The 16,447-nt window shown below is 66.3% G+C and carries 11 protein-coding genes; all 11 read left to right on the top strand.

From position 1 onward, the window contains the following. Positions 1-22: 22 nt before the first annotated feature. Entirely contained in the window at positions 23-1,531 is a 1,509-nt protein-coding gene (locus INP52_RS05840) for a sugar ABC transporter ATP-binding protein (protein ID WP_194369917.1), read from the top strand. 17 nt (positions 1,532-1,548) lie between these two features. Continuing rightward, positions 1,549-3,204 carry an ABC transporter permease subunit gene (locus tag INP52_RS05835; protein ID WP_194369915.1) on the top strand — a complete coding sequence of 552 codons (1,656 nt, stop codon included), beginning with the start codon at positions 1,549-1,551 and terminating at the stop codon, positions 3,202-3,204. 204 nt (positions 3,205-3,408) lie between these two features. Beyond that, positions 3,409-4,434 (top strand): LacI family DNA-binding transcriptional regulator, encoded by a 1,026-nt coding sequence (locus INP52_RS05830; protein ID WP_228478268.1) that lies wholly within the window; start codon positions 3,409-3,411, stop codon positions 4,432-4,434. A gap of 111 nt (positions 4,435-4,545) precedes the next feature. Continuing rightward, the gene (folE, locus tag INP52_RS05825) at positions 4,546-5,136 is read left to right on the top strand and encodes a GTP cyclohydrolase I FolE (protein WP_194369913.1); all 591 of its coding nucleotides are present in this window, start codon (positions 4,546-4,548) and stop codon (positions 5,134-5,136) included. A 174-nt stretch (positions 5,137-5,310) separates the two neighbouring features. Next, positions 5,311-5,742 (top strand): zinc ribbon domain-containing protein, encoded by a 432-nt coding sequence (locus tag INP52_RS05820; protein WP_194369911.1) that lies wholly within the window; start codon positions 5,311-5,313, stop codon positions 5,740-5,742. Between the two features lie 566 nt (positions 5,743-6,308). Next, positions 6,309-8,069, top strand: a complete 1,761-nt coding sequence (thrS, locus tag INP52_RS05815) for a threonine--tRNA ligase (protein WP_194369909.1) — start codon at positions 6,309-6,311, stop codon at positions 8,067-8,069. A gap of 5 nt (positions 8,070-8,074) precedes the next feature. Beyond that, positions 8,075-8,704: a PLP-dependent transferase gene (locus tag INP52_RS05810; RefSeq protein WP_194369907.1), complete on the top strand. Its 630-nt coding sequence runs from the start codon at positions 8,075-8,077 to the stop codon at positions 8,702-8,704. A gap of 126 nt (positions 8,705-8,830) precedes the next feature. After that, on the top strand, positions 8,831-10,507 hold the full coding sequence (locus tag INP52_RS05805; protein WP_194369905.1) for a formate--tetrahydrofolate ligase: 1,677 nt from the start codon (positions 8,831-8,833) through the stop codon (positions 10,505-10,507). 48 nt (positions 10,508-10,555) lie between these two features. Continuing rightward, a complete protein-coding gene (locus INP52_RS05800) occupies positions 10,556-11,185 on the top strand; it encodes a cyclodeaminase/cyclohydrolase family protein (protein ID WP_194369903.1) in 630 nt (209 codons plus the stop codon). A gap of 1 nt (position 11,186) precedes the next feature. Then, entirely contained in the window at positions 11,187-13,529 is a 2,343-nt protein-coding gene (locus tag INP52_RS10090; protein ID WP_332307354.1) for a tetrahydrofolate dehydrogenase/cyclohydrolase catalytic domain-containing protein, read from the top strand. 290 nt (positions 13,530-13,819) lie between these two features. Then, a complete protein-coding gene (adhE, locus tag INP52_RS05785) occupies positions 13,820-16,441 on the top strand; it encodes a bifunctional acetaldehyde-CoA/alcohol dehydrogenase (protein WP_194369901.1) in 2,622 nt (873 codons plus the stop codon). Positions 16,442-16,447 lie beyond the last annotated feature (6 nt).

Here is a 16,447-nt window from a genome sequence, read left to right as displayed (position 1 = left end):
ACACGGATGGGAGCGTGAGAGCATGGCGGACACTCAAGAGGACGTCATCTTGTCGCTGCAGGGCATGAGCAAGTCCTTCGGCATGAACCGGGTCTTGGACCACGTCGACCTCGAGGTGAGACGCGGCACCGTCATGGGACTTATGGGCGAGAACGGCGCCGGCAAGTCGACCATGATGAAGTGCCTCTTCGGCACCTACCAGAAGGACGAGGGCACCATCTTGCTCGAGGGGAAGGAGGTGAGCTTCTCCGGTCCTAAGGAAGCCCTGGAAAACGGGATCGCCATGGTGCACCAGGAGCTGAACCAGTGCCTCGAGCGCAACGTGGTGGACAACCTGTTTTTGGGACGCTACCCGGTCAACGCGGCGGGCGTCGTCGACGAGCGCCGCATGCGCAAGGAGGCCAGCGAGCTGTTCCGCAGACTCGGCATGACGGTCGACCTCACGCAACCCATGCGCAACATGTCGGTCTCCGAGCGCCAGATGTGCGAGATCGCCCGCGCCATCTCCTACAACGCCAAGGTCATCGTCTTGGACGAGCCCACCTCCTCGCTCGCGGTCCAGGAGGTGGAGAAGCTGTTCAAGATGATGCGCAGGCTCAAGGACGAGGGCGTCGCGCTCATCTACATCTCGCACAAGATGGACGAGGTCTTCGAGATCTGCGACGAGGTGTCGGTCCTGCGCGACGGCAACATGATCATGACCAGGCCCACCGCGGAGACGAACATGAACGAGCTCATCGCCGCCATGGTGGGCCGCTCGCTCGAGAATCGCTTCCCGGACGTGGACAACGAGCCGAGCGACGTGATCCTTTCCGTCCAGCACCTCTCGACGAAGTTCGAGCCGCACCTCTCCGACATCTCGTTCGACGTGCGCCGCGGAGAGATCTTCGGCCTGTACGGGCTGGTGGGTGCCGGGCGTACGGAGCTTCTGGAGACGATCTTCGGCGTGCGCACGCGCGCGGCCGGGCGCGTCTACTACAACGACAAGATTATGAACTTCAACAGCGCGCGCGACGCCATGGAGCACGGCTTCGCCATGATCACCGAGGAGCGCAAGCAGGACGGGCTGTTCCTCAAGGGCAACCTGACCTTCAACACCACGATCGCGAACCTCGAGAGCTACAAGAGCGGCCCCGCGCTCTCCAACCCCAAGATGACCAAGGCCACCAACGACGAGATCAAGACCATGGCCACGAAGTGCATCGGCCCCGATGACCTGATCTCGAGCCTGTCGGGCGGCAACCAGCAGAAGGTCATCTTCGGCAAGTGGATGGAGCGCGCGCCGCGCATCTTCATGATGGACGAGCCGACGCGTGGCATCGACGTCGGCGCCAAGTACGAGATCTACGAGCTCATCGTCAGGATGGCGAAGGAGGGCAAGACGATCGTCGTCGTCTCCTCTGAGATGCCCGAGATCCTCGGTATCACCAACCGCATCGGCGTCATGTCCAACGGGCGCCTTTCGGGCATCGTCAACACCAAGGAAACGAACCAGGAAGAGCTCCTGCGCCTCAGCGCGAAGTATCTGTAACGAGGGGACTGATGAGCATGTCAAAGCAAGACACGAGGATTCTCACGGAGGACCAGGAGGCCGAGCTCCTGCGTCCGATCGACGAGCACGTCGGCGCTATCCAGAAGAAGATCGACGCCCTGCGCGTCGACGGCTCCAACAAGGTCATCGCGCTGCAGAGCGGCATCGACACGACCAAGCGCGACCGCACCCTCACCAAGGGGGAGCGCGCGAACGAGATAGCCGCCTTCGAGGACGAGCTCAAGGCGGCCAAGGCCGTCGAGGCGCAGAACAAGCCGGAGGTGGACCGCCTGATCGCCGAGGGCACCTCCTACCTGAAGGAGCACTTCAAGAGCGACTACTACGATGCGGTCGCCGCCAGCTGCGCGGCCCAGAAGGGGCAGGCAAAGAAGGACTACCAGAGCAAGCTCGCCGAGCTTGCCGTCGAGCACAAGCAGAACATGGCGGCCACCTCCGACTCCCAGGAGACCAAGGAGGAGAAGTACGTCTACAAGAACCGCTGCTACGACGCCAAGCTCGAGAACGAGCGCGCGCTGCAGGCCATCAAGGAGCGCTCGCACACGGCGTTTAGCTACCAGTACCACCTGATTGACCTTCTCCGCATGTCTAAGTTCACGGTCGCGGAGTCCTGGGCCCAGAAGTGGGAGAACTACCGCTTCACGTTCAACCGTCGCTCCTTCCTCCTGAAGAACGGCCTCTACATCGCCATCGTGCTGGTCTTCATCGTGCTGTCCATCATCACGCCCTACGTCAAGGGCACCCAGCTCCTGACGACCCAGAACATCCTCAACATCTTCCAGCAGGCCTCCCCGCGCATGTTCCTGGCGCTCGGCGTGTCCGGCCTCATCCTGCTCGCGGGCACGGACCTCTCGATCGGCCGCATGGTGGGCATGGGCATGACCACAGCGACCATCGTGATGCACCAGGGTGTCAACACCGGTTCGGTGTTCGGTCACGTGTTCGACCTCACGGGCATCCCGGTCATCGGCAGGGTGCTTCTCGCGCTCGTTCTGTGCATCGTGTTCTGCACGATCTTCACGTCCATAGCCGGGTTCTTCTCGGCGCGCTTCAAGATGCACCCGTTCATCGCCACCATGGCCAACATGCTCATCATCTTCGGCCTGGTCACCTATGCGACCAAGGGCGTCTCCTTTGGCTCCATCGACCCGTCGATTCCCAACATGGTGATCCCCAAGATCGGCGCGTTCCCCACGATCATCTTGTGGGCCGTCGCGGCCATCGTCGTGGTGTGGTTCATCTGGAACAAGACGACCTTTGGCAAGAACCTCTACGCCGTGGGCGGCAACGCCGAGGCGGCCACGGCCTCCGGCATCTCCGTCATCGCCGTGACCCTGGGCGCCTTCATGCTCGCCGGCGTGCTGTACGGCTTTGGCTCCTGGCTCGAGTGCATCCGCATGGTCGGCTCCGGCTCGGCGGCCTACGGCCAGGGCTGGGACATGGACGCCATCGCGGCGTGCGTCGTGGGCGGCGTGTCGTTCACCGGCGGCATCGGCAAGATCTCGGGCGTGTGCGTGGGCGTGATCATCTTCACGGCGCTCACCTACTCGCTTACCATCCTGGGCATCGACACGAACCTCCAGTTCATCTTCTCGGGCATCATCATCCTCGTCGCCGTGACCCTCGACTGCCTGAAGTACGTGCAGAAGAAGTAAGCGGACCGCGGCGGCGGATCCTCTGCGCCCGTCCGCGCATCTCGGCACCAGGCAACCGCGGCTCCTTCCTTCCCTCCGCATTGTCTGAAGGAACCTCGCCTGGGGTCTCCACGTGCCGCCGAGGGACCGCCCGCGCGTTGCGAGCGGCCCCCGGCATTCCGGGAGGCGTCCACCTTCAAGGTCATGGTGAGGAGCGTGAGTCACATGCACGAATCGCAGCGACCGGGCGGAGCCCCCCGCCCGGTCTCCATGGCACAGGTGGCGCGCTCTGTCGGGGTCTCCCAGCAGACCGTCTCCCGCGTCGCCAACGACGCCCCCAACGTGAGCCCCAAGACGCGTGAGCGCATCCTGCGCGCCATGGACGAGCTGGGGTTCAGACCCAACTTCGCGGGCCGCTCGCTCAGAAGCGGTCGCTACCATGCGGTGGGGCTGTGCCTCTACAACGTCACCGAGTTCGGCAACCTGGCCACCCTTGACGGCATCACCTCGGCGGCGCGCGACCACGGCTACGCGCTCACCATGATCGAGATGGGCGACGACGCCCCCATCTCGCTCGAGGAGATGTCCCAGCGCATCATGGAGCTCCCCGTGGACGGGCTCATCTTGAGCATGAGCATCATGGCCAATGACTTCAACGAGTTCCGTCCGCACCCGGGCCTCTCCACAGTGCTCCTGACCATGCATGCGCACCCGTTCTGCACGACGGTCGACTCCGACCAGTACGGCTGCTCCACCCTGCTCATGAGCTACCTTTTCTCCCACGGCCACCGAGCCATCCGCTTCGTGAGCGGCCCCACCTACTCCATCGACTCGCAGTTTCGCGAGGCGGGCTGGCGCTCCGCGCTCGTGAGCCGCGGCCTCGAGGCGGCGGAGCCCCTCCGGGGGGACTGGACTGCCAACAGCGGCTACGAGGCCGGCTCCAGGCTTGCCCGAGACAAGGGGGCCACGGCCGTCTACGTGGCCAACGACCAGATGGCGATGGGCGTGATCGCCGCCCTCACCGACGCCGGCCGTCGGGTTCCCGAGGACGTGAGCGTGGTGGGCATCGATGACTCGCTCGAGAACACCGTTCCGCACAACAGGCTCACGACCGTCCGCTTCGACCTGCTCGCGCGCGGGCGGGTGGCCTTCGAGCACGCCATACGGGGCTCCGAGCCCGGCTACGAGACCGCGGCGATCAGGATTCCCGGGACGCTCGTCGAGCGGGAGACCGTGGCCGACGTGAGCTGAGACGCGCGCCCTCCAGTCGATGGCGTACCATGGGACGGCGAGTACACGCTGTGAAGCGTGTTGTCCTTCCCGGGGAGTTCCCCACGACCAAAGAGAGGATCGTCGCGGCGCATGAGCGATACCGACGAGCGGCACTTCAACGAGCTTGACAAGATGCGCGTGGAGGCCGCGGTGCGCGAGTTCCTCGTGGCGATAGGGGAGGACCCGAGCCGCGAGGGGCTTCTCGGCACGCCCGACCGCGTGGCGCGCGCCTGCGAGGAAATCCTCGGCGGCATGCAGGAGGACCCGGGCGCGTACCTGCGCACGCAGTTCCACGAGCCCGGCAACCAGGAGATGGTGATCGTCAAGGACATTCCCTTCTCGTCTCTGTGCGAGCACCACGTGCTTCCCTTCATAGGCCGCGCGCACGTCTGCTACATCCCGCGCGACGGGCGCATCACGGGCCTCTCCAAGATCGCGCGCTGCGTGAGCGGCTACGCCCGGCGCCTGCAGGTTCAGGAGCGCCTGACGGGCCAGGTCGCCGACGCCATGGTCCGCGAGCTCGACCCCCTGGGGGTGCTCGTGGTCCTCGAGGCCGAGCACACCTGCATGACCATGCGCGGCGTGCGGGCCGCCGGTGCCCTCACCACGACGTCGGCCGTGCGCGGATGCCTGCGCGACCTCAAGACACGCGAGGAGGCGCTGCGGCTCCTGGGTCTGTAGGCGGGGGGCCGTGTGGGCTGCGTAGCATCGCCATTGTGTGAAGAATCGCCTGATGGAGGCGACTCGCGTCGCTAGGGGCTCGTCCGAAGCGCCTCCAGAAGTCCACTTTTGCTACAATGCTGTGGCATCTGCGGTGCCGCGTACGGGCGTGCCCCGACATGAGAAGGAGTCCCCATGCAAGAACTGCTCGACCAGATCATCACGCCTGAGGTCCGCATGGTCCTCTACCTGATGGTCATCTGCGTCGTGATGCTCTACATCCTCTCGATCGTCTACGTCATCCGCGACGCCCAGCGCCGCGGGGCCGAGCCGTGGTGGATGTGGGCCATCATCTCCGTGATCCCCATCGTGGGGCTTCTCGCCTACGTGATCTTGCGCCCGAGCTCCTATCTCATCGACCGTGAGGAGCAGGACCTCGACATCGCTCTGCGGGAGCATCAGCTGTCGCACTACGGCATCTGTCCCAAGTGCGGCGCGCCCATCGACCGCGACTTCGTGGTCTGCCCGATCTGCAACACCCAGGTGAGAAACGTCTGCCCGACCTGCCACCGGCCCCTCAACGCGGACTGGAAGACCTGCCCGTACTGCCGGACGCGCATCCAGTAGACTTCGTCTGAGCGAGTCTTTTGCCCGCGCCTTGCGACGCGGGCTTTTTTGTGAGCGTGGCTCCGCCCGCCGGCGCAGCCGCTACGCAAAGGCGCTCTGGCGAGAAAAACGCAGGTTTGCATAGCGTCCCTGTCAGAAGGACGTGCGCGCAATCCCGTGAGCTCGGTTCTCCGCGAGGAAGTCCGCCCCGTGCGCGAGCCCATGCGAGAAAGGGCGCCCAGTATGTTGCACAGGACGCTCTTCCTCGACAAATTCCGTGCTTTGGACGGACTTCCTCGCAGACGACGGGTATATTTGCGTTCACCTGCGGCTCGCAGACACGAAGCCCCCTCTTGTGGTAAACCATAAGCAGCATCCGCCTACGGGAAGGGCCCCAACCTGATGTATTGCCTCATGGCGCGCAGCGCGCGAACGCAGACTATCTAGGCGTCTGTCCCCTCATCGGCCGGCAGGCCACGCGACAGACGCCTCAGAGCGCTCGACGTCACCCCCAGGTGGCGTGCGGGCGCTTTTCTTGTCGGGCAACCACAAAAAGACACATGAACGCACGGAGGAAGAGGTTTCTCATGAAGGTTCTCTATAACGACGGCCACGTGGATGAGTGCCCCGCCGAGGAGGTCACCCACGTCGTGCGCCACTCCGCCGCGCACATCATGGCCCAGGCCATAAAGCGCCTGCACCCCCAGGCCCACTTCGCCTACGGACCGGCCACCGACAACGGCTTCTACTACGACGTCGACCTCGGTGACGCCAAGATCTCCGAGGACGACCTGCCCGCCATCGAGGCCGAGATGAAGAAGATCGCCAAGGAGAACCTCAAGTTCACCACCTACGAGCTACCGCGCGACGAGGCCGTGAAGCTCATGGAGGAGCGCGGCGAGAAGTACAAGGTCGAGCACATCGCCGACCTCCCCGGAGACGCCCGCATCACCTTCTACCAGCAGGGCGAGTACATCGACATGTGCGTGGGCCCCCACCTCACCTACACCAAGGCCCTCAAGGCCTTCAAGCTCACGGGCGTCTCGGGAGCCTACTGGAAGGCCGACAAGAACAACAAGATGCTCACGCGCGTGAACGGCACCGCCTTCGCCACCAAGGACGAGCTCGACCATCACCTCAAGATGCTCGAGGAGGCCGAGCGCCGCGACCACCGCAAGATAGGCCGCGAGATGGAGCTCTTCATGACCAACGACGCCGGCCCGGGCTTCCCGTTCTGGCTGCCCAACGGCATGGTCGTGCGCAACTCCCTCATGCAGTACTGGCACGAGATGCAGGCCGCCTACGGCTACGACGAGGTCCAGACCCCCATCATCTTGTCGCGCAAGCTCTGGGAGACCTCGGGTCACTGGGAGCACTACAAGGACAACATGTACACGACCCAGATCGACGAGGAGGACTATGCGATCAAGCCGATGAACTGCCCCGGCGCGTGCCTCATCTACCAGTCCAAGCCGCGCTCGTATCGTGATCTGCCCCTGAAGCTCGCCGAGGCGGGCCTCGACCACCGCCATGAGCTCAAGGGTGCCCTGCACGGCCTCTTCCGCGTCCGCGAGTTCACCCAGGACGACGCCCACCTGTTCATCCGCCCGGACCAGATCACCGAGCAGGTCACGGACACCGCGCACCTCATCACGGCCTACTACGCGCAGTTCGGCTTCCCGTACCGCGTAGAACTCTCCACGCGCCCGGACGACTCGATGGGCTCCGACGAGGACTGGGAGCGCGCAGAGCAGGGCCTGCGCGACGCTCTCGACTCGATGGGCCTGGACTACACCGTCAACGAGGGCGACGGCGCCTTCTACGGCCCCAAGATTGACTTCCACCTCGAGGACTGCCTGGGCCGCACATGGCAGTGCGGCACGATCCAGCTCGACTTCCAGCTCCCACACAACTTCGAGCTCGAATACACGGACGTTGACGGCTCCAAGAAGCAGCCCATCATGATCCATCGTGCGGGCTTCGGCTCGTTCGAGCGCTTCATAGGCATGCTGACCGAGCAGTACGCGGGCAAGTTCCCCACGTGGCTCTCTCCCTGCCAGGTCAAGGTCCTGCCCGTCTCCGAGAAGACCCGCGCTTACTCCCATGCGGTCGCCGACGAACTGCGCGCTGCCGGCGTGCGCGTCAAGGTGGACGACCGCGACGAGAAGATCGGCTACAAGATCCGCGAGGCCCGCTCGATCGACCGCGTCCCCTACATGCTCATCTTGGGCGAGAAGGAGGTCGAGGCCAACAACATTTCCGTGCGCGACCGCACCAACGAGACGCACCAGATGGCCCTCGACGACTTCGTCTCCCAGGTGGGCGCCGAGATCTCCGAGCGCAGGTAGGGCAGATGGGCACGTCGCGCTGGTACGTCGCGGATGCTGCCACCTTGGACAAGATGCTCTCCGACGCCCCTGACGTGCGCGTGATCGCGCCGCTCGGGGGCGTCCCCGTCTCCTGCGCCGACGTGCGGGTGCAGGCACGTACGGCCCACGAGGCGCGCAGGGAGCTCGTTTGTGACGTGAGCCAGACGGGCCCCTCCGCCTGCCCCGCTCTCGGGATGGGCGCGGACGTTGCCCTCGTGCGCGCGCTGGCCTCCGGGCGGGTCCTCGTGGGAATTGGCGGGCACGCAGCCCTTGCGTCATGCCTGGACGAGGCGCTCGAGCCTTTGGGCGCAGACGAAGCAACGTGCGCGCTCGCGGACGCCGACGCCCGTGTCCGCTGGCGCGCTCGCTCGGACGCGGCCCAGGTCGTGGCCTCCTACCTCGCCTGTCATCCCCTTGTGGCCGAGGTGCGCTACCTGGGCCTGCGCGCGGACCCGAGCTTCTCGGTTGCCGCGCGCACGCTCCAGGGAGGCTTCGGCCCCATCGTGGACTGGCGGGCCCGTGGCGACAAGGACGCGTGGAGGCGCTTCTCGGCGGACGCGCGCGACCCTCGCGATCAGGTGCTCGAGCTCGAGGCGCTTCTCGGCGGACGATAGGCGCCCGAGAAGCGAATTTGGTCACGCGCGTGTGTCCGAAGGTCGACGGCGCGCTGCGGCGTGTGTAAGCTCATGCTCATAGGGGAGACGCGAGAGCTCCGGTGTCGGTGCAGATGGGAGAACACGATGGCCGAGTTCAAGACAGATATCCAGATTGCGCAGGAGGCCGAGGAGGAGGGCTACCCCATAGCCAAGGTGGCCGATGAGCTCGGCCTCGCGCGCGAGAGCCTCGTGCCGTACGGATATGACAAGGCAAAGGTGGACGTGAGCGACCTCGCCCAGAGGCCGCGCAAGGCCAAGCTCGTCCTCGTGACCGCCATCAGCCCCACGCCAGCAGGGGAGGGCAAGACCACCACCTCCGTCGGCCTGGCCGACGCGCTGAACCGCATCGGCAAGAAGTGCGTCCTGTGCCTGCGCGAGCCTTCGCTCGGGCCCGTCTTTGGCGTCAAGGGCGGAGCCGCCGGGGGCGGGCACGCCCAGGTCATCCCCATGGAGGACATCAACCTGCACTTCACGGGCGACTTCCATGCCATCGGCGCCGCCAACAACCTGCTCGCCGCCATGGTCGACAACCACGTCAAGCAGGGAAACGAGCTCAACATCGACCCGAGGCGCATCACGTGGCACCGCGTCGTGGACATGAACGACCGCCAGCTCAGAAACGTCGTTGACGGCCTGGGCGGCGTGGCCAACGGCACGGTCCGTGAGGACCACTACGACATCACCGTGGCCTCCGAGGTCATGGCGGTCTTCTGCCTGGCCACGAGCCTGGCCGACCTCAAGTGCCGCCTGGGCCGCATGGTCGTGGGCTACACCTACGACCGCATGCCCGTCACGGCCCACGACCTGCACGCCGAGGGCGCCATGACGGCGCTTCTCAAGGACGCCCTGGCCCCGAACCTCGTCCAGACGCTCGAGCACAATCCCGCCCTCGTCCACGGCGGCCCCTTCGCCAACATCGCGCACGGCTGCAACTCCGTCATGGCCACCGATGCCGCGCTGCGCCTCGGCGACTACGTGGTCACCGAGGCGGGCTTCGGCGCGGACCTCGGTGCCGAGAAGTTCTGCGACATCACGTGCCGCATGGCCGGCCTTGCGCCGGACGCCTGTGTCGTCGTGGCCACGGTGCGCGCCCTCAAGCATCATGGGGGCGTGGCCAGGGCGGATCTGGGCACCGAGAACCTTGAGGCCCTCGAGCGCGGCCTGCCCAACCTCCTGCAGCACGTGGACACCATGAGAAGCGTCTACGGCCTGCCCGTGGTCGTGGCGGTGAACGCGTTTCCCACCGATACCCCCGCCGAGCTCGCTCTCGTCGAGGACAAGTGCCGCGCGCTTGGCGTCAACGTCGCGCTCTCCGAGGTCTGGGCCAAGGGCAGCGAGGGCGGAGGGGCCCTGGCTCGCGAGGTCGTGCGCCTGTGCGACGAGCCCAGCGACTTCCGGTACGCCTACGAGCTCGGTTCTCTCAAGGAGGAGCTCGAGTTTGTGGCCCGGCGCGTCTATCGCGCCGACGGCGTCAGCTACACGAGCGCCGCGGAGAGGCAGATCGCCCAGCTCGAGGAGCAGGGCTTCACGAACCTGCCGGTCTGCATCGCAAAGACCCAGTACTCCTTCACCGACGACCAGACCAAGCTGGGCGCTCCCACCGGCTTCGCCATCACGGTGCGCAGCGTGCGCGTCTCGGCGGGCGCGGGCTTCGTCGTGGCGCTCACCGGCGACATCATGACGATGCCCGGCCTGCCCAGGCACCCCGCTGCCGAGAGCATCGACGTGGACGAGGACGGCAGGATCACGGGGCTGTTCTAGGCGGTCGTCTTAAAGTCTTAGGGTTTTCGAGGCCTCCAAGGGGGAGCCATGCAACGTCTTACTGACAAGAGCTGCGCGGAGTTCGCGGGCCTCGTCGCGGCCAAGCAGCCCACGCCCGGAGGTGGTGGGGCGGCCGCGCTGGTGGGCTCCCTCGCGGCCGCGCTCTGCTCGATGGTCGGCAGCTACACCACGGGAAAGAGGCGCTACGCCGACGTGGAGTCCGACGTCGCGCGCATGCGGGGAGAGCTCGACGACGCGCGGGCGAGCCTGCTTGACCTCGTGGAGGCCGACGCCGTCGCGTTCGAGCCCCTCTCGGTCGCCTACGGCGTCCCCAGGGAGGACCCGACCCGCGCGCGCACCCTCGAGGAGGCGACCGAGTCAGCGACCGAGCCCCCCCTGCAGGTCATGCGACAGGTCTGCCACGTCATCGAGCTGCTCGAGGAGATGGGCCAGAAGGGCTCGCGCGCGCTTCTCTCCGACGTGGGGTGCGGGGCGCTCCTCGCCCGCGCGGCGCTGGAGGCCGCGAGCCTGAACGTCTTCGTCAACACGCATGACGCCACGGACCGTGCCTGGGCCGCGCGCATCGAGGCCGCCTGCGACGAGATGCTCGCCTGCTACGTGCCGCGTGCACAGACCGTCGCCGAGGGCGTCACGGATCACCTGAGGGGGCGCGACTAGCATGGCTGACCTGCTCAGAGGCGCTCCCGTCGCCCAGGCGCTGATCGAGGAGCTCGTCGTCCGCATCCGCGCGCTCGTCGAGCGGGGCGTGACCCCCACGCTCGCGATCGTGCGCGTGGGGGAGCGCCCCGACGACCTCTCCTACGAGCGCGCCGTGCTCAGGCGCGCGGGGAAGGTGGGCGTCGCGATCAGAAGGTTTATCCTGCCGGCTGACTGCTCCCAGGAGGAGCTCGTGGCCGTCCTCGCCGGGGTCAATGAGGACGCCTCCGTCCACGGGTGTCTGATGTTCAGGCCCCTGCCCAGAGATCTCGACGAGGAGGCCGCCTGCGCGGCGCTCGAGCCCGCCAAGGACGTGGACTGCGCCACGACGGGCTCGCTCGCGGGCGTCTTCGCGGGCCGGTCCTGGGGGTTTCCCCCGTGCACGGCGGAGGCGGTCGTGCGCCTGCTCGAGCACTACGGCCACGTCCTCTCGGGGGCCAGCGTCTGCGTGGTGGGACGCTCGCTCGTGATCGGGCGACCGGTCGCGATGATGCTCCAGGCCGCCGACGCCACGGTGACGATGTGCCACACCAAGACGCGCGACCTGGCCCGCCGCTGCCGCGAGGCGGAGGTCCTCGTGGTGGCCGCCGGACACCCCAACACCGTGCGCGTCAACGCCGTGCGCGCCGGGCAGGTCGTCGTGGACGTGGGCGTGAACTGGGACGAGGGGGCCGGCAAGCTCGTGGGCGACGTCGCCTTCGACGAGGTGGAGCCCCTCGTGGGCGCGATCACCCCAGTGCCGGGCGGCGTGGGGGCCGTCACCACGGCGGTTCTCTGCGCGCATGTCATCGAGGCCGCCGAGCGCGCGCTCGACGGCCGGAGGTCGGCGGCGCTATCCTCTGTAGGCGGTGCGCATCGGCTCGCCTCCAGAGGAATGGCTGCGTGGAACATGGCATACGAGGTTCCCTTCTCGGTCCCGGCGTGGACCTACGACCAGGCGCTGGGCCGCCTCCACCAGGCGCTCCACTTTGGCATACAGCCCATGCTCGAGAGCGTGGAGGACATGCTTGTCGAGGCGGGCGACCCTGACCTGGCCTTTGACTGCGTGCAGATAGCGGGTACCAACGGCAAGACCTCGACCGCACGCTACACGGCCGCGATCCTTGCGGGAGAGGGGCTCCGGACGGCCCTCTACACCTCGCCGGAGCTCGTGGACATGAACGAGCGCATGGAGGTCGCCGGCGCGCCCGTGAGCCGTGAGTCCTTCGCGCGCGGCATCGCCGTCGCCGCCACGGCCGCAGAGCGCGTGAACGCCCGGCGCTCCGCGATCGGCGCACGTCCCTATGACATCACGGAGTTCGACCTGCTCACGGTCGGCGCGCTCGTGGCCTTTGCCGAGGCTGGCGTCGACGTGTGCGTGCTCGAGTGCGGCATGGGCGGCCGCTGGGACGCCACCTCCGCCGCGCGCTCGATCCGCTCGGTGGCCGTGACCGGCATCGGCCTCGATCACATGCGCATACTCGGCGACACCCTCGAGAAGATCGCCGGCGAGAAGGCCGCCATCATCAAGCGTGGCCGTACCTGCGTGCTCGGCGTGGGCACGGCGACGCCGGACACGATGGAGGACGTCTTCCTCGAGCAGTGCGTGCGTGAGGGGGTCACGCCCACGCTGCTGCGGCCGGACAACCTCGACGACGCCGCCGGCGAGCTGCACCCCGGCGTCCCGCGCGCGCACGAGGATCTGCCCCACGCGAGCTACCTGGTCACGCGTCGCCCCGGTCGAATCGGGGGTGCCCTCGTGCTCGACGTGCAGACGCTCCGCGCCACCTACCGCGAGGTCGCGGCGTTGAAGCCCACCTACCAAGCCGCCAACGTGGCCTGCGCCGTCGCGCTCGCGGAGGACTACCTCGGGCGCCCCCTCGACGAGCGGGCCCTTGCTGACTCCGTGGTCTCGTGCCCCACGCCGGGACGCTTCGACGTGAGGCGCGCCGACCCGCTCGTGCTCGTCGACGCCTGTCACAACCCGCAGTCCGTGGAGACCTTCCTCACGGCTGTGCGCCAGGTGCACGCGGACGTCTGCTCGAGGCCCACGCTCCTGTGCGCCGTGCTCGCCGACAAGGACGTGGAGGGCATCGTCGGCCTGCTTGCGCCCGAGTTTCCCCGCGTCGTGTGCGCGCAGACGTCCTCGCCGCGCGCCCTTGCCGCCGGCGAGCTCGCGCGCGCGTTCGAGCGCGCCGGCGTCGAGCCCCTCGCCACCTGCCCCACAATCACCGAGGCGCTCGCCCTCATCACGGCGCGCGGCGAGGAGTGCGTGGCCTGCGGCTCCATCACCACCGCAGGCGAGGTCAGCGCCCTTCTCTCCTAGATACTGTTGAAATAACAGTAATATTTCAAAAATACTTTTGAGAATAAAGTAAAAAGAAGATACGATAGAGCTGGCCTAGTTCCAGGAAGCTCTTTTAAACATGCAATGCGAACGACTTGTCAAGAGGCAATCGAACGAACGGCGCCATATGGACGATGGGCGCGATTTTCTCATGCTATACTCGTTCGGACTGCTTTTATCGGTGATGCCCTAAACGTGTGTGAGCTGTCCTTTGTACGATCGCGCCCGCGAACGGTCGCCCGCGCGGTCTCGTGAAAGAGGAGGAACGCATGGCAAAGAAGGTCCCGGCAACCATAGACAGCGTCGAGGTGCTGCAGAGGCGCATCCAGCAGATGCGCGCCGCGCAGGCCGAGTTCGCCAAGTTCAGCCAGGAGCAGGTCGACAAGATCTTCTACGAGGCCTCCATGGCGGCGAACAAGGAGCGCATCCCGCTCGCCAAGATGGCCGTCGAGGAGACGGGCATGGGCGTCATGGAGGACAAGGTCATCAAAAACCACTACGCCTCCGAGTACATCTACCACAAGTACAAGGACATGAGGACCTGCGGCGTCATCTCCGACGACGAGGCCTTCGGCTTCAAGCAGGTCGCCGAGCCCATGGGCCTCGTGGCGGCGGTCATTCCCACGACCAACCCCACCTCCACGGCCATCTTCAAGTGTCTCATCGCGCTCAAGACTAGAAACGCGATCCTCATCTCGCCGCATCCCCGCGCCCGCCTGTGCACCGCCCAGGCCGCGCGCGTCGTACGCGAGGCCGCCGAGGCCGCCGGGTGCCCCAAGGGCGTCATCGACTGGATCGACGTCCCCACCCTCGACATGACCAACGAGCTCATGCGCTCCGCCGACATCATCCTGGCCACGGGTGGCCCGGGCATGGTCAGCGCCGCCTACTCCTCCGGCAAGCCCGCCCTGGGCGTCGGCCCGGGCAACACGCCTGCCATCATCGACGACACGGCCGACGTCAAGCTGGCCGTCAACTCGATCGTCCACTCCAAGACCTTCGACAACGGCATGATCTGCGCCTCAGAGCAGTCCGTGACCGTCCTGGCGCCCGTCTACGATGCGGTCAAGGAGGAGTTCGCGGCTCGCGGCTGCTACTTCCTCGAGGGCGAGGAGCTCGACCGCGTCCGTAAGACCGTCATCATCAACGGGTCGGTCAACGCCAAGATCGTCGGCCAGAGCGCGCATACGATCGCTGCGCTCGCCGGCGTCGAGGTACCCGAGAAGACCAAGATTCTCATCGGCGAGGTCACCTCCGTCGACCCCTCCGAGGAGTTCGCGCACGAGAAGCTCTCCCCGGTCCTGGCCATGTACAAGGCCAAGGACTTCGGCGACGCCCTGGCCAAGGCCGAGCGCCTCGTCGCCGACGGCGGCTACGGCCACACCTCGTCGCTCTACGTTGACGTGAACCAGAAGGAGAAGATCGAGCGGCACTACGAGGCCATGAAGACCTGCCGCATCCTGATCAACACCCCCTCCTCCCAGGGTGGCATCGGCGACCTCTACAACTTCAAGATGGCGCCCTCCCTCACGCTGGGCTGCGGCTCCTGGGGCGGCAACTCCGTCTCCGGAAACGTCGGCCCCCAGCATCTGCTCAACATCAAGTCCGTGGCAGAGAGGCGTGAGAACATGCTGTGGCTTCGCATACCCGAGAAGGTCTACTTCAAGAAGGGCTGCATGCCCGTCGCCCTGCGCGAGCTCTCCGAGGCCTATGGTAAGAAGCGCGCGTTTATCGTCACCGACCAGTTCCTCTTCAAGAGTGGCTTCACCAAGAAGATCGAGGAGTCCCTGGACGAGCAGGGCATCGCCCACTCGAGCTTCTGGGACGTCGCTCCCGACCCCACGCTGCAGTGCGCACTCGAGGGCTTGAAGCAGCTGCGCGCCTTCGAGCCCGACTGCATCATCGCCATCGGCGGCGGCTCTGCCATGGACGCCGGCAAGATCATGTGGTCCATGTACGAGAACCCGGACGAGAAGTTCGAGGACATGGCCATGGACTTCATGGACATCAGGAAGCGCGTCTACAGCTTCCCCGAGATGGGCAAGAAGGCCTTCTTCGTGGCCATCCCGACCTCCTCGGGCACGGGCTCCGAGGTCACGCCCTTCTCGATCATCACGGACGCTGCGACCGGCACCAAGTGGCCTATCACCGACTACCAGCTCCTGCCCAACATGGCCATCGTGGACACCGACAACATGATGACGCAGCCCAGGGGCCTCACCTCGGCCTCCGGCGTCGACGTCCTCACCCACGCGCTCGAGTCGTTCGTCTCGGTCATGGCCTCCGACTTCACCGAGGGCCTGTCCCTGCGCGCGATGAAGCTCGTCTTCGAGTACCTGCCGCGCGCCTACGACAACCCCAACGACGTCGAGGCCCGCGACCACATGGCCAACGCTTCCTGCATGGCCGGCATGGCCTTCGCCAACGCTTTTTTGGGCGTCAACCACTCGATGGCCCACAAGCTTGGCGCCTACCACCACATCCCGCACGGTTGGGCCAACGCGGTCATCCTCACGCGCGTCATGCGCTACAACGCCGCCGAGCGCCCGACCAAGATGGGCACCTTCCCGCAGTACGCCTACCCGCACACGCTGGCCCGCTACGCCGAGGCCGCGCGCTTCTGCGGCGTGACCGGCGCCAGTGACGCGGAGGTCTTCGAGAAGTTCCTCGCCAAGATCGAGGAGCTCAACGATCACGTGGGGGTCAAGAAGACCATCGCCGACTTCGGCGTCGACGAGACGTACTTCCTGGACACCTTGGACGAGATGTCCGAGAACGCCTTCAACGACCAGTGCACGGGCGCCAACCCGCGCTACCCGCTCGTCACCGAGATCAAGGAGCTCTACCTCGACGCCTACTACGGCCGCGAGCCCAGCTCCTACGAGGACTAGTCCGGA

Origin of the sequence: Thermophilibacter immobilis (assembly GCF_015277515.1) — a bacterium.
GTDB lineage: Bacteria > Actinomycetota > Coriobacteriia > Coriobacteriales > Atopobiaceae > Thermophilibacter > Thermophilibacter immobilis.
Note: the sequence above shows the minus strand (reverse complement) of the source record. Positions and strands in the feature narration are given on the sequence as shown.

Bases quoted from the DNA above. Each gene is read 5' to 3' on its own strand.
- INP52_RS10090 (WP_332307354.1), top strand. From the start codon at position 11,187: ATGGCTGACCTGCTCAGAGGCGCTCCCGTCGCCCAGGCGCTGATCGAG.
- INP52_RS05835 (WP_194369915.1), top strand. From the start codon at position 1,549: ATGTCAAAGCAAGACACGAGGATTCTCACGGAGGACCAGGAGGCCGAG.
- INP52_RS05810 (WP_194369907.1), top strand. From the start codon at position 8,075: ATGGGCACGTCGCGCTGGTACGTCGCGGATGCTGCCACCTTGGACAAG.
- INP52_RS05840 (WP_194369917.1), top strand. From the start codon at position 23: ATGGCGGACACTCAAGAGGACGTCATCTTGTCGCTGCAGGGCATGAGC.
- adhE (WP_194369901.1), top strand. From the start codon at position 13,820: ATGGCAAAGAAGGTCCCGGCAACCATAGACAGCGTCGAGGTGCTGCAG.
- folE (WP_194369913.1), top strand. From the start codon at position 4,546: ATGAGCGATACCGACGAGCGGCACTTCAACGAGCTTGACAAGATGCGC.
- thrS (WP_194369909.1), top strand. From the start codon at position 6,309: ATGAAGGTTCTCTATAACGACGGCCACGTGGATGAGTGCCCCGCCGAG.
- INP52_RS05800 (WP_194369903.1), top strand. From the start codon at position 10,556: ATGCAACGTCTTACTGACAAGAGCTGCGCGGAGTTCGCGGGCCTCGTC.
- INP52_RS05830 (WP_228478268.1), top strand. From the start codon at position 3,409: ATGCACGAATCGCAGCGACCGGGCGGAGCCCCCCGCCCGGTCTCCATG.
- INP52_RS05805 (WP_194369905.1), top strand. From the start codon at position 8,831: ATGGCCGAGTTCAAGACAGATATCCAGATTGCGCAGGAGGCCGAGGAG.
- INP52_RS05820 (WP_194369911.1), top strand. From the start codon at position 5,311: ATGCAAGAACTGCTCGACCAGATCATCACGCCTGAGGTCCGCATGGTC.